This is a genomic window from Clostridium sp. BJN0013 (assembly GCF_040939125.1).
Classification (GTDB): Bacteria; Bacillota; Clostridia; order Clostridiales; family Clostridiaceae; genus Clostridium_B.
The window spans coordinates 2,759,592-2,773,564 of sequence record NZ_CP162495.1 but is presented as its reverse complement, the minus strand read 5'-3'; the positions used below and the strand labels follow the sequence as shown (position 1 = coordinate 2,773,564).

The following is a 13,973-nucleotide window of genomic DNA, read 5'->3' as shown; positions in this document are numbered from 1 at the left end:
AACAGTGCCAAAAACGGCTCTGTTTCTCGTACAGATAGATTTTGAAGGCTTGCTTGATGCAGGTCTATTTTTATGCTCGGAAGGAGGCGGCGGATATACGAAAACTCAAGAAATACACACCAACCCGGTTTAAGTCGGCTGATTCTATCTATGATAAAGCCTCCGCCGATTATGCCGTTGCCTTTATCGAAGCCCTCTCACATACCAAAGGTACGTGGGCGGGAAAGCCTTTTGAACTAATCGATTGGCAGGAGAGGATAATTCGTGATGTATTTGGAACTCTGAAGCCGAACGGCTACCGGCAGTTCAACACAGCTTATGTAGAAATACCGAAGAAGATGGGAAAAAGTGAGCTAGCGGCGGCTGTTGCCCTGTTGCTCACCTGCGGAGATAATGAGGAACGCGCTGAGGTTTACGGATGCGCTGCCGACCGTAACCAGGCATCCATCGTTTTTAACGTGGCAGCAGATATGGTGCGGATGTGTCCGGCTCTGTCCAAACGAGTGAAAATCCTCGACTCTATGAAGCGACTCATCTATCAGCCGACAGGCAGTATTTATCAGGTGCTTTCAGCTGATGTTGGAAACAAGCATGGCTTTAACACCCACGGTGTGGTGTTTGACGAGCTTCATACCCAGCCAAACAGAAAATTGTACGACGTTATGACCAAGGGCAGTGGTGATGCAAGAATGCAGCCGCTGTATTTCCTTATAACTACTGCTGGCGACAACCAGAACAGTATCTGCTGGGAGGTACACCAGAAGGCCCTTGATATTATAAATGGCAGAAAAAACGATCCAACCTTCTACCCCGTTATATATGGGGCTGACCCCGAGGATGACTGGACAGATCCAAAAGTGTGGAAGAAAGCAAATCCATCTTTGGGAATCACCGTCAGCATGGATAAGGTTAAAGCAGCATTTGAATCAGCAAGGCAAAACCCGGCTGAGGAGAACAGCTTCCGACAGCTTCGGCTCAATCAATGGGTAAAACAGGCCGTGCGCTGGATGCCAATGGACAAATGGGATGCTTGTGCTTTTACCGTTGATACAGAAGCTCTAAAAGGGCGCGTCTGCTATGGTGGGCTTGACCTCTCCTCATCGACCGATATTACGGCTTTCGTGCTGGTCTTTCCGCCATTGGATGAGGATGATAAATACATGGTTTTGCCATTCTTCTGGATACCGGAGGACAACATCGATTTGCGCGTACGCCGTGACCATGTAAATTACGATGTATGGAAAAAGCAAGGGTTTCTTAAAACCACGGAGGGCAACGTGGTCCATTATGGCTTTATAGAAAGCTTTATAGAAGAGCTTGGTACAAAATATAACATTCGAGAAATCGCCTTTGACCGTTGGGGTGCTGTGCAAATGACGCAGAATCTTGAAAACCTCGGCTTTACGGTTGTTCCATTCGGCCAAGGCTTTAAAGATATGTCTCCACCGACCAAAGAACTGATGAAACTGACCTTGGAACAGAAAATAGCTCACGGAGGTCATCCGGTCCTTCGGTGGATGATGGACAACATTTTTGTCCGAACCGATCCTGCCGGAAATATAAAGGCGGATAAGGAAAAGTCGACTGAGAAAATCGACGGCGCGGTAGCAACCATCATGGCACTAGACCGCGCCATCCGATGTGGTAACGGCAGTGGCGGAGAATCAGTGTACAACGAGCGGGGACTGCTTATTTTGTAATAGGAACGATGTGTTTTTCAACCCTTTCAGTCGGAGTGCCTGTTGCGGCATATGAAGTCGCATTTTTAAAGATGTCTTGGTCCGTTGACTGCGGAAGCCGCTTCTTTTTTACGGGCTCAAGCCCCAACGGGGCAAGCGCCACTGATATCATTCTTCCGATTACCTGCTTGACCGTATCGTTTGTGATATCAAGATCGCAATTGGGCTGTGATGCGCATAAATCAACAATCTGTGATGCGATAGCTATGAGGGCTGGAATGTCGGAAGCTGATAAATCAGCCATTTTTATTCGATTTTCCTCATTCCAGACGATGTTGTTATAAATTTCGCGAGCTGTTTGGCTGTCTTTGACTACCGAGCAGGTAGGGTGTGTTTTAACAAAGCTATCAAAGGTCATATAATTTTCCCCCTTTTTGATGTTAAGACGTAATATAACGTCCTTGTATTTCGAGGATAACAAATTACGTCCTTGGTGTCAATACCCATTTTGATTTTTAGGAGGTGACGCTTATGGATTTATTAAAAGGACTGTTCCGTTCAAGGGATAAGCCCCAAAACCGTGTGGGAAGCGCGTTTTCATTCCTGTTTGGCGGCACCAGCAGTGGCAAAACAGTAAACGAGCGAACGGCTATGCAGACCACTGCGGTTTATGCCTGCGTAAGAATATTGGCCGAAGCAATCGCTGGACTGCCTTTACATGTATACAGATACCGCTTGGATGGTGGGAAGGAACGCATCGCACAGCACCCACTGTACTATCTTCTTCATAACGAACCTAACCCTGAGATGACTTCATTCGTGTTTCGAGAAACACTGATGAGTCATCTTTTAATTTGGGGCAATGCTTACGCGCAGATTGTCCGAAACGGTCGCGGTCAGGTTGTTGCGCTTTACCCACTGTTACCAAACAAGATGGAAGTCGGCCGTGCTCAAAACGGCGAGCTGGTTTACACCTATTACCGTGATGTTGACGAAAGCGGACTAAAGCCTAAAGGCGGCTATGTTACGCTCCGCAAGGATGAGGTGCTCCACATACCTGGTCTTGGTTTTGATGGACTTATTGGCTACAGCCCCATAGCAATGGCCAAGAACGCCATCGGCATGTCACTTGCCACTGAGGAATACGGTGCTGCGTTCTTCGCTAACGGTGCAAATCCCGGCGGCGTATTGGAACATCCCGGTGTAATCAAGGATATTCAGCGAGTCAAAGATAGCTGGAACAGCGCTTATCAAGGAAGTGGTAACGCTCATAGGGTTGCCGTACTGGAAGAAGGCATGAAGTTTCAGGCAATTGGTATTCCACCGGAGCAGGCGCAATTTCTGGAAACACGTAAATTCCAAATTAATGAAATCGCCCGTATCTTCCGTGTGCCGCCACATATGGTGGGTGACCTTGAGAAATCCAGCTTCTCCAACATCGAGCAACAATCGCTGGAGTTCGTAAAATACACCCTCGATCCTTGGGTAGTTCGCTGGGAGCAGAGCCTTCAGCAATCGTTAATCCTGCCTTCAGAGAAAACGTCGCTGTTTATTAAGTTTAACCTGGATGGATTGCTTCGAGGTGACTATCAAAGCCGCATGAACGGTTATTCAGTCGGAAGGCAAAACGGATGGATGTCTGCCAATGACATCCGTGAACTGGAGGATATGAACCGCATCACAGCTGAGGAAGGCGGTGATTTGTATCTTGTGAACGGCAATATGCTCCCGCTCTCACAGGCGGGTAATTTTTATGAAAAGGAGGCTAATGGCCAATGAGAAAATTCTGGAACTGGGTGCGAGATGAAGCCACCGAAGAGCGCACCCTCTACCTCAACGGAGAAATCTCTGACGAGACCTGGTGGGGCGATGAAGTAACACCAAAGCTATTCAAGGATGAATTGATGGCTGGCTCCGGCAATGTTACGGTGTGGATCAACTCGCCCGGTGGTGATGTATTCGCTGCTGCGCAGATCTATAACATGCTAATGGAGTATACCGGAAAAGTCACCGTGAAGATCGACGGATTGGCAGCAAGTGCAGCATCAGTTATTGCTATGGCAGGTGGCGATGTATTTATGTCGCCGGTTTCCATGCTGATGATCCATAATCCTTCGACCATCGCAATCGGCGACAGCGAGGAAATGCTCCGCGCCAAAGCCCTGTTGGATGAGGTCAAGGAAAGCATCATCAACGCATATGAACTGAAATCCGGACTATCCCGAACAAAGCTCTCGCACCTCATGGATGCGGAGACTTGGATGAACGCGAACAAAGCCATTGAACTTGGCTTCGCTGACAAAATCATGTTCACGGAAGGTGAAGATCGTATCCCTCTTGATACAGGGCAAGGACTTATATTCTCCCGTGCGGCTGTGTGCAACTCCCTGCTTGGCAAAATGCCCAAAAAACCAAAACCGAAAACAGGTACCCCGATTGAGTCGCTGGAAAAGCGGCTCTCTTTAATTTCACACTAATTTGAAGGAGGAAATTACAATGAGTAAGATTCTTGAATTGCGCGAAAAGCGCGCTAAGGCTTGGGACGCGGCAAAGGCGTTCCTTGATACGAAACGTGGTGGTGACGGGCTTTTGTCCGCAGAGGATACCACTACTTACGAGAAGATGGAAAACGACGTTGTGGCATTAGGCAAAGAAATTGAGCGCCTTGAGCGTCAGGCCTCTATCGACTTGGAACTCTCCAAAGCTACCAGCAATCCCATAACAAACGCTCCATCCAAAGGAGCTGAAGAAAAGACTGGTCGTGCATCCGCCGAATACAGGAAAGCGTTCTGGAATGCTATGCGTACTCGTGCAGGTGAAGGACTTGATGTAAACGTAAGAAATGCACTGCAAATAGGTACAGACACCGAGGGTGGTTATCTCGTACCTGACGAGTTTGAGCGTACGCTGGTGGAGGCCCTCGAGGATGAGAACATCTTCCGTTCACTGGCCAATGTTATCACCACATCTTCCGGTGATAGGAAAATTCCAGTCGTAGCTACCAAAGGCACTGCTTCATGGGTCGATGAAGAAGGCATTATTCCAGAGAGTGATGACAGCTTCGGTCAGGTGTCTATTAGTGCCTATAAACTGGCAACCTTGATCAAAGTCTCCGAGGAGTTGCTGAACGATTCCGTGTTCAACCTCGAAGCCTATATCTCCAAAGAGTTTGCAAGGCGTATCGGCAACAAAGAAGAGGAAGCCTTCTTCACTGGTGATGGCTCCGGTAAACCAACAGGCATCCTTGCCGCTTCAGGCGGTGCCCAAATCGGTGTAACTACCGCAGGTGCTACGGCAATCACTATGGATGAGGTGCTCGACCTGTTCTACTCGCTGAAGGCGCCTTACCGTAACAGGGCTGTATTCGTTATGAACGACGCTACTGTAAAGGCAATACGTAAGCTAAAGGACGGTCAGGGCCAGTACCTTTGGCAGCCTTCACTTCAGGCAGGTACGCCTGATACCATCATGAACCGCCCTCTGTACACCTCGGCATATGTGCCAACTATTGCTGCGACCGCCAAGAGCATCGTGTTTGGTGACTTCAGCTATTACTGGGTAGCCGACCGTCAGGGACGTATGTTCAAGAGGTTAAACGAGCTTTATGCAGTCACCGGGCAAGTAGGCTTTGTAGCTACCCAGCGTGTGGACGGTAAGCTGATCCTGCCGGAGGCTATCAAGGTTCTCCAGCAGCACGCATAAGGAGGACTGACCTATGAGTTATAACTCAAAGAATTATATGGAACAGGGCGGCGAAAAGTGGATCATCGGTGGCACACTAGAAGTCCTGCCGGGAGCCTCGGTAACGGGGCTTCCTACTGCAGAGAATCAAGCGAATAGCACTGCCACCGACGTCGCTGGTCTGGTCACAGACTTCAATGCTCTTCTTACAAAGCTAAAAGCAGCGGGTTTGATGGCGGCAGACGAATAATGACCGGAAGGAGGCGGATGGGATGACAACAGATAATCTTCTCCCTAAAGTAAAAGCGAACCTGATCCTGGCACATGATGTAGACGACGGCCTTCTGCTGCATTACATCAAAGCCGCCGTCTCCTACGCGGAGAGCTACCAACATGTCGCTGAGGGTTATTACACTGAAAACAATATGCCGCCCACTACTGAACAGGCAGTAATCATGCTGTCGAGCCATTTCTACGAAAGCAGAGACGGCTCGACGGCTGGTTTCTTTGCCGATAGCGTGCAGGCAGGTCAACAAGTTTGGAACACGGTAAACTTGCTACTCCGCATCGACCGGGATTGGAAGGTGTAGATTATGAGCTTTGGAAAGATGAACACCTTTATAGATATTATTGATACCGTTACTATAAAAGATTCGGAGGGATTCAGCACTGAGGTTGACAATATTGTTGCTTCCCTCAAAGCATATCGGGAAGGTCGGCACGGCACCGAAATGTGGGCGAACAGAGCTGCATTTTCAGAAGCCACCGACCTTTTCCGTTTCCGCTGTATTCCCGGTGTCACCGTTACGACCGCAATGCTTATTGCTTGTGAAGACGGACGGTTTGAAATCACCTCGGTGGAGGATGTCAAAGGTCGTGGAATGTACATTGAAGTACTCGCCAAGGAGGTGAAGCCCAGTGGCTAAAGTAACTATGAAAATGCCGGAGGACTTTCTTCTGAAGGTTTCCCGGTTGAACGATAAAACAGATGAAATCATCCCTCGTGTGCTTGAGGCTGGCGGTGAGGTTGTGCTTGATAAGGTAAAGTCTAATCTAAATTCAGCGGTTGGTCGTGACACAAAGTATCCTTCACGTTCCACCGGCGAGCTTGCAGCAGCATTGGGGGTTTCACCAGCTTTACAGGATAGAGATGGCAACTACAACGTTAAAGTCGGCTTTTCCGAACCACGTCGTGATGGAAGCAGCAATGCAAAGATAGCGAATATCATCGAATACGGAAAATCGGGTCAACCGGCAAAACCATTCTTAAAGCCCGCGAAAAGCACCAGTAGAAAGCCGTGCATCGAAGCGATGAAAGCAAAGCTGGAAGAGGAGGTAAATAGGATATGAGTCTACTTTCTGATTTAAGCGAAGTCCTGAAGCCGCTCAATATTTCTATTGAATCTGGAGTGTTTAGCGGTGTACCTCCTGACGAATATCTGGTCTTTATTCCTCTTACGGACATTTTTGAAGTTCACGCGGATAACCGCCCCGGCTTTGATGTGCAGGAAGTAAGGATATCACTTTTCTCAAAAGGCAATTACTTAGAGCGGAAAAGGCAGATTACTACGGCTTTGCTGAATGCGGATTTCACTATAACAGAACGACGGTATATCGGACACGAAGACGATACCAGATATCACCATTATGCCATTGATGTGGCAAAAAACTATGGATTGGAGGAATGACACATGGCAACTATCGGTCTTGACAGACTGTACTATTCAAAGATAACCGAAGATTCTAGCGGAGTAGAAACCTATGCAGTACCTTCGGTGCTTGCTAAAGCTATTACCGCCGAGCTTTCGGTGGAACTGATCGAGGCGATTCTATATGCGGACGACGGTGCCGCGGAAGTTGTAAAAGACTTTAATAGCGGTACGCTCACCCTTGGAGTGGATGACATTGGACCAACTGTCGCGGCAGATCTAACCGGAGCATCCACCGATGACAACGGTGTGCTGATCTCCGCCAGCGAGAATGTGGGTACACCCGTTGCTGTGGGCTTCCGAGCGCAAAAGGCCAACGGCACATATCGTTATTTTTGGCTTTATCGCGTAAAATTCGGCCTACCCGCAACGAACCTGCAGACAAAGGCGGATTCTATCACGTTCTCTACGCCAACCATCGAAGGGACGGTCATGCGCCGTAACAAACTGGATGGCATGGGTAAGCATCCATGGAAAGCAGAGGTCACTGAAGGCGATGCAGGCGTATCTTCTGCAACTATCACCGGTTGGTTCACTCAAGTTTACGAACCGGTCTACACGCCGGAACCTTAGGAGGATTAAGCTATGGATAATGAGAGAAGCGCAGCAATCAACATCGGCGGTAAAGACTATGAACTGATTCTGACCACACGTGCGACAAAAGCGATTGCCGGTCGTTATGGCGGGCTTGAAAACCTCGGAGAAAAACTTATGAAATCAGAGAACTTCGAGATGGCGCTGGACGAGATTGTTTGGCTAATCACACTGCTAGCAAACCAGTCAATCTTAATTCGCAACCTTAAAAATAAGAACTCACCAGAAGAATTGCTTACAGAGGAAGAGGTGGAACTTCTTACTTCACCGCTTGATTTGGCCGCATATAAAAATGCAATTACCGAGGCGATGTTCAAAGGTACAAAGCGCAATGTAGAAAGTGAGGAGGAAACTCCAAAAAACGTGGAAGTCGGGTAACGGACGCTGAAGTCTTTACCCGGCTTCTTTATTATGGAACAGTTCAGATGGGTATGGATGCAGAGGAATTCTGGCTCATGCCCATCGGACTGTTCTTTGATTTATGGACCTGTCACAAGCAATGGCACGGAATTGAAAAGCCGAAGAAAACCCGGACAATTGATGATATTATCCCGCCGGGTATATAGGAGGAGGTGAAGATATGGCGGACAATTTTGGTTTGAAAATTGGCGTTGAGGGCGAGCGTGAATTTAAGCAAGCTCTCTCCGATATCAATCAGTCCTTTAAGGTACTGGGAAGTGAAATGACCCTTGTAACCAGCCAGTTTGATAAAAATGATAAATCCATACAGTCGGTTACCGCCCGTAATGCGGTTTTGAATAAAGAGATCGACGCACAGAAAGATAAGATTGCTACTCTTAAAGCTGCTCTTGATAACGCCTCCTCCTCTTTTGGCGAAAATGACCGCCGTACGCAGAATTGGCAGATTCAGCTGAACAAGGCACAAGCGGAACTCAATGGTATGGAACGTGAACTTGAGCAGTCCACAATCGAAGCTGATAATCTCGGTGCAGAATTAGAGGATTCGGGTAAAAGTGCAGAAGATGCTGGTGGCAGGTTTGATAAACTCGGTGGCGTACTCAAGGGAATCGGTGTAGCAATGGGTGCTGTTGCCGTTGCCGCAGGAGCCGCTGCTATTAAGTTAGGCAAAGAAGTAGTCACGCAATTTGGAGAGTTGGAGCAAAACTTGGGCGGATCAGAGGCGGTTTTCGGCGCATACGCTGCGTCTATTCAGAAAACTGGTGAAGAAGCCTATAAAAACCTCGGTATCTCTCAAAGCGAGTATCTAGCGACCGCCAACAAGATGGGTGCGTTGTTCCAAGGTTCTGGTATACAGCAACAGAAAAGCCTTGAACTAACCGAAAAAGCCATGCAACGTGCTGCGGACATGGCATCCGTCATGGGTATTGATATGTCTATGGCGATGGAGGCTGTAACAGGTGCAGCAAAAGGCAACTTCACCATGATGGATAACCTCGGTGTTGCTATGAACGCTACTAACATCCAAGCCTACGCTCTCGCAAAGGGTCTGGACTTTACTTGGAATACCGCAACACAAGCAGAAAAAGCCGAAGTTGCAATGCAGATGTTTTTTGAGAACACCGAGCAGTATGCTGGCAACTTTGCAAAAGAATCAACTCAGACCATTTCTGGTTCGATTGGATTGTTACAAGCTGCGGTTGGCTCTTTTACAGCAGGACTTGGCAATGCCAATGCAGATATGACAAATCTGACTGAGAATCTTGTTGATGCGTTCAAGGCAGTTGTCACTAATATCGTACCGGTTTTAGAGAATATCGTAGCAGCACTACCAACAGCGACGGGCGCAATTTTAGCAGCAGTGGCAGACTTGCTTCCAATGCTTCTTGAATTAGTAACAAATATATTCAAGCAGGTACTGGAAGCTATTTTAAACCTCTTACCGGAACTTATCCCGGCGGCGGTAAGTGCTCTATTGACGATTGTCGGAGCGCTGATTGATAATCTTCCGTTACTTATAAATGCAGCAATAGAACTGGTCACAGCGCTTGTTGATGGAATTGGCATAGCTTTACCTCAGCTCATACCCGCAGCAGTTTCAGCGGTTACGAAGATTGTTCAAGGTTTGATTGAGAACCTGCCAATGCTGCTGGATGCGGCTTTGCAGTTGATTATAGGATTAGCGCAGGGATTGGTGGACGCGATACCTCAGCTTGTTTCTGCCTTGCCTGCCATCATCGAAGCACTGGTGGATTTTCTAATAGAATCCATTCCAGAGATTATCGATGCGGGTATACAATTACTGACATCACTGGTGACAGCATTGCCTACCATCATTACGGCAGTTGTGGAAGCAATTCCACAAATCATAGACAGTATTATCAGTGCAGTCATTGGGTCGATTCCCCTGATTATTGATGCAGGCATCCGGCTTTTGATATCGCTAATTCAGGCACTTCCTCAGATTATTAATACTGTTGTAGCCGCGATTCCAAAGATCATAACCTCACTGGTAAATGCTATTGTAGGTAATATCGATAAGATCATCCTGGCCGGTGTTCAGCTTTTTGTGGCATTGATTGCAAACCTGCCAAGGATAATTGTGGAGGTTGTTAAGGCAGTTCCGCAGATCATCTCAGGACTCATCAGGGCCTTTACCGGTTATATAAGCTCAATGGCCCAAGTGGGTGGCAATCTGATTAAGGGATTGTGGAATGGTATTTCGGACGCGGGTGCATGGCTGTGGAGTAAGATCTCAGGATTTTTTGGTAATGTGGTATCGAAGATTAAGAACTTCTTCGGTATCAACTCTCCCTCAACCCTGTTTGCTGGAATTGGACGCAATATGGGCGAAGGCATCGGTGTGGGCTTCGAGGATGCAATGACAGCAGTTTCAAGGGATATGCAAAATGCGGTACCTACAAACTTCGATTTGAATTATAGAGGATTATCCGGGCAAGGCAGCACCAACGGCACAAGTATCACACAAAATCTCTCAGTGGTGACACCAAGGGCTCTATCTGAAAAAGAACTGGCACGGGAGTTCAAAAACCTCTCCCGTAAGCTGGCACTTGAATTATAAAGGAGGTCTGACTATGGAACTTACTTATATTAATGCAGATGGCAGAAGCATTACGCTTAAACAAAGCCGCCCGTATTTCCTTACCAAGATAGACGGCACAGGCAACATACGTCAGACCGTTAACACCTTCAAGGCACCAGATCAGGACGGTGCTTTTTATATTTCCTCTACACTGGATATGCGAAACATCATACTGGAGGGTACGGTCGTAGCAGATACACCTGACGAGGCTTTTTCGCGACGACAGCGCTTACTTCAGATATTTAGCCCTAAGCTGAATGGAACACTCATCTATCGTGAACGGCAAATTGCCTGCGTTGTAGAGGAAGCGGGTTTTACCGTTTCCACCAGGCAGCGGATACCCAACTTTTTTGTCAGTCTCCTCTGCCCGTCTCCCTTCTTTGAGACGCTTAATGAAGTGCGTGAGGAACTGGCATCTTGGATACCTTTATTCGAGTTTGAACTGGAAATACCTGAAAGCGGCATGGAGTTTGGAATGCGTCAGCCCAGCCAGATCATCACGGTGGACAACATCGGTGATGTTTCCTGTGGATGCGAGATCGTATTCCAGGCGCTGGGAACGGTAACAAATCCAGAACTCTTAAATATTGATACCGGGGAATACATCCGCCTTCTAACTACAATGAATGCCGGAGATGAACTTCGTGTATATACCCATTTCGCTGGTAAGCGAGTAGTCAGCATAAACGGCTCTGTGGTAACGAATGCTTTCTCCCTGCTGGACACCAATTCGGTATTTTTCCAGCTTGCCGCAGGCATTAACACTTTGCGCTACGATGCTTCAGTCAATATGGAACTGCTAGAAGTCAGCATTTACTATCGTCCGCAGTTTCTGGGGGTGTGAATATGCAACTATATATCTACAATCCAAACCGGGAGCTTACGGGTATTGTGGAGTCTTTTGAGTACCTGCGCTGGACACGGCGTTACTCCCAGTGTGGTTCATTTGAACTAAAAGCCATTGCAACACAGGAGAACGCTGCACTCTTAAAAGAGGGGAACATTATTTGGAAGAACGATGATGAGGAAGCCGGAATCATTGAGCATCTGGAATTGTCTCAGTCCGAGCATGAAATTATTACGGCGAGCGGTCGCTTTGCGACTTCCTTCCTCGCCCGTCGTATTTTGTGGCAAACCGAGATACTTTCCGGAGATCTTTCTGTCTGTGTTGAGCAGCTATTAAATAATAATATCATCAACCCTACCGACACGGAGCGAAAGATTACCGGAATATCCTTCTCATCTCCAAACTTGGGCACTCCTGTTAGTACTCAGATATCATATCGGAATCTGATGGATTCAGTGACGGAACTTTGCGTTGCTTCGGATATTGGTATTAAGACTGTGTTCACTCCAGCTACAGGTATTTTTACAGTGATGCTGTATAATGGGGCCAACTCCCAAGCGGTATTCTCAAAGGAGTACGAGAATCTGACTGAACAGATATATACAGAGAGTGTAGCGGATTACGCCAATACCGCACTCATCGGTGGCGAGGGTGAAGGCGCAGGCCGTACATTTGTCGCAATCACAAGCGGTTCTGGGGAGACGCGCCGCGAAATCTTCGTGGATGCCAAAGATTTACGGGCTGAGGACTTTGGGACAGATTACGTCAATACTCTGACTTTTCGAGGTCAGAGTAAGCTGAATGAACAGGCCATACGATATACGTTTGATACATCGGTCAATCCGCATGGCAACTTGACCTACAAGATAGACTTCGACCTTGGGCAGACCGTCAAAGTAATCTCCAAGGCATGGGGTGTATCCATGACTACAAGAATCACTGAGATCGAAGAAACATATGACGCGGATGGGCAGAGCATCAGCGTAGTGTTTGGAAAGGCTGAGCTAACTATAGCACAGAAAGTCCGCTCCGACATGAGCGAGGTTAAAACAGCACTATTGGCACCTACCGGCATATCCGAAGTTGCCGAGGCCTTAAGCGTCGTGGAAGGAACACTGGGTGACTTGACGCAGGTGGACCCGAAAATTCAGGGTAATGACGTCGCGGATACCTTTAACAACCTGTTTGGGAAACTTCCTGCACTCGAAGTTTTTGTAGGCGCGGGTACCATATCGGTCGGTCAGTATGCCTTGTACAACATGGTACCGGGAGATACTTTATACTTCACCTCGTACAGTGGTAACAAGTTCAGCGACCAACCAAGTGAAAACGGACACGTATTTTTAACGAAGCATAATGGAGATAACACGGGCTATGGCTATCAGCGAGCAATGGGCTTCTTTATCAGTAGGGACACTATGACGTTTTATGTTATTTCTGTTTTCGTATTCAATAACCTATCTGGGCAGGCGAACTGGCTCAACATCAATAATGAACCAATAACCACGACTAGGCTTGCAAATGGCGCAGTCACCGGTGTAAAGATCGCAGATCGTACAATTACTGCCACTAAAATTTCATCTGCGTTTACTGACTACTCTACGACAGAACAAAACACAGGACGTTTATGGATTGATGGTAAGACGATTTATCGTAAGCAAGTGAGTCTTGGGTCACTTACAAATACCACACCGAAAAGTGTAGCTCACGGTATAACAAACCTCAGCACTGTTGTCAGTTTAACAGGCTTTGCGACAAACGGGACAGTATTCTTGCCGCTGCCACTTGCTCGTTACAACAACTTCGCCTCGCAAATCGGGCTTTATATTGATACAACCAATGTCGTTGTCGAACCTGGTAATGACCGGACAACATATACAGGTTATGTGGTTATAGAGTATACGAAAACTGATTAATAAGGAGGAAAATAGTGTATGGAGAAAAGCGGATTTTTTAACTCATCGGACGGAGACAGAGTCTATGATGCTGCGGATTTTGCGTCATATTTCGGAAGCCTCGTCTCCAACGGTGTTTTTTATATGTTAGCAACAAACCTACAGGTATCGCCAGCAATTGGCTTAGCTGTGAATGTGGCAGCAGGAAGTGCATGGATTAACGGATACCGTTATGAGAATACGGATGTCTTAAATATGCCACTGACAACTGCAAACGGAAGCAATCCCCGCATTGACCGAATTGTGATCCGTTTAAGTCAGATCAGCCGAAGCATTCAGCTTGCTGTTGTTGCTGGTACTCCCGCTGCAACACCAGTGGCACCTGCTCTAACAAGAACCAGCGACATCTATGAACTTGGTATTGCAGATGTGCTTGTACCTACAGCCGCTACATCAATAGTCGCAAATAACATTACTGACACCCGTTTGAATACCGACCTTTGTGGGTTGGTAAATTCGCTGGTTTCGGCGGTATATGAGTGAGGT

16 protein-coding genes are annotated in these 13,973 nt (G+C 47.4%); 15 read left to right on the top strand and 1 reads right to left on the bottom strand.

Annotation, left to right across the window (positions count from 1 at the left end):
* The first annotated feature begins 56 nt into the window (after window positions 1-56).
* Entirely contained in the window at window positions 57-1,700 is a 1,644-nt protein-coding gene (locus AB3K27_RS14245; protein ID WP_368488069.1) for a terminase large subunit, read from the top strand.
* Here AB3K27_RS14245 and AB3K27_RS14240 read toward each other — a convergent pair.
* Window positions 1,690-2,097: a hypothetical protein gene (locus tag AB3K27_RS14240; RefSeq protein ID WP_368488068.1), complete on the bottom strand. Its 408-nt coding sequence runs from the start codon at window positions 2,095-2,097 to the stop codon at window positions 1,690-1,692. The two genes, AB3K27_RS14245 and AB3K27_RS14240, sit on opposite strands and share 11 nt — an antisense overlap.
* A gap of 113 nt (window positions 2,098-2,210) precedes the next feature.
* Between AB3K27_RS14240 and AB3K27_RS14235 the strand changes: the two genes are divergently transcribed.
* The 14 genes from AB3K27_RS14235 to AB3K27_RS14170 all read left to right on the top strand — a co-directional run bounded on the left by AB3K27_RS14235 (window position 2,211) and on the right by AB3K27_RS14170 (window position 13,970).
* Window positions 2,211-3,458 (top strand): phage portal protein, encoded by a 1,248-nt coding sequence (locus AB3K27_RS14235; RefSeq protein WP_368488067.1) that lies wholly within the window; start codon window positions 2,211-2,213, stop codon window positions 3,456-3,458.
* Entirely contained in the window at window positions 3,455-4,156 is a 702-nt protein-coding gene (locus tag AB3K27_RS14230) for a head maturation protease, ClpP-related (protein ID WP_368488066.1), read from the top strand. Before AB3K27_RS14235 ends, AB3K27_RS14230 begins: the two co-directional genes overlap by 4 nt.
* Before the next feature lie 19 nt (window positions 4,157-4,175).
* Window positions 4,176-5,381 (top strand): phage major capsid protein, encoded by a 1,206-nt coding sequence (locus AB3K27_RS14225; RefSeq protein WP_073587024.1) that lies wholly within the window; start codon window positions 4,176-4,178, stop codon window positions 5,379-5,381.
* Between the two features lie 13 nt (window positions 5,382-5,394).
* The gene (locus AB3K27_RS14220) at window positions 5,395-5,610 is read left to right on the top strand and encodes a head fiber protein (protein ID WP_368488065.1); all 216 of its coding nucleotides are present in this window, start codon (window positions 5,395-5,397) and stop codon (window positions 5,608-5,610) included.
* 22 nt (window positions 5,611-5,632) lie between these two features.
* The gene (locus AB3K27_RS14215; protein ID WP_368488064.1) at window positions 5,633-5,950 is read left to right on the top strand and encodes a head-tail connector protein; all 318 of its coding nucleotides are present in this window, start codon (window positions 5,633-5,635) and stop codon (window positions 5,948-5,950) included.
* 3 nt (window positions 5,951-5,953) lie between these two features.
* Window positions 5,954-6,286, top strand: a complete 333-nt coding sequence (locus AB3K27_RS14210; protein WP_368488063.1) for a head-tail adaptor protein — start codon at window positions 5,954-5,956, stop codon at window positions 6,284-6,286.
* Entirely contained in the window at window positions 6,279-6,710 is a 432-nt protein-coding gene (locus tag AB3K27_RS14205; RefSeq protein WP_368488062.1) for an HK97 gp10 family phage protein, read from the top strand. The genes AB3K27_RS14210 and AB3K27_RS14205 overlap by 8 nt, the downstream gene beginning before the upstream one ends.
* On the top strand, window positions 6,707-7,048 hold the full coding sequence (locus AB3K27_RS14200) for a hypothetical protein (protein ID WP_368488061.1): 342 nt from the start codon (window positions 6,707-6,709) through the stop codon (window positions 7,046-7,048). The genes AB3K27_RS14205 and AB3K27_RS14200 overlap by 4 nt, the downstream gene beginning before the upstream one ends.
* A 3-nt stretch (window positions 7,049-7,051) precedes the next feature.
* Window positions 7,052-7,642: a major tail protein gene (locus AB3K27_RS14195; RefSeq protein ID WP_277444835.1), complete on the top strand. Its 591-nt coding sequence runs from the start codon at window positions 7,052-7,054 to the stop codon at window positions 7,640-7,642.
* A gap of 12 nt (window positions 7,643-7,654) precedes the next feature.
* Window positions 7,655-8,041, top strand: coding sequence for a hypothetical protein (locus AB3K27_RS14190; RefSeq protein ID WP_368488060.1), 387 nt, complete (start codon window positions 7,655-7,657; stop codon window positions 8,039-8,041).
* Between the two features lie 202 nt (window positions 8,042-8,243).
* A complete protein-coding gene (locus AB3K27_RS14185; protein WP_368488059.1) occupies window positions 8,244-10,664 on the top strand; it encodes a phage tail protein in 2,421 nt (806 codons plus the stop codon).
* Between the two features lie 13 nt (window positions 10,665-10,677).
* Window positions 10,678-11,529 carry a phage tail family protein gene (locus AB3K27_RS14180; RefSeq protein ID WP_368488058.1) on the top strand — a complete coding sequence of 284 codons (852 nt, stop codon included), beginning with the start codon at window positions 10,678-10,680 and terminating at the stop codon, window positions 11,527-11,529.
* Window positions 11,530-11,531: 2 nt separating this feature from the next.
* Complete coding sequence (locus AB3K27_RS14175) at window positions 11,532-13,448, top strand: siphovirus ReqiPepy6 Gp37-like family protein (RefSeq protein WP_368488057.1); 1,917 nt, start codon at window positions 11,532-11,534, stop codon at window positions 13,446-13,448.
* 18 nt (window positions 13,449-13,466) lie between these two features.
* A complete protein-coding gene (locus tag AB3K27_RS14170; RefSeq protein ID WP_368488056.1) occupies window positions 13,467-13,970 on the top strand; it encodes a hypothetical protein in 504 nt (167 codons plus the stop codon).
* Window positions 13,971-13,973: the final 3 nt, after the last annotated feature.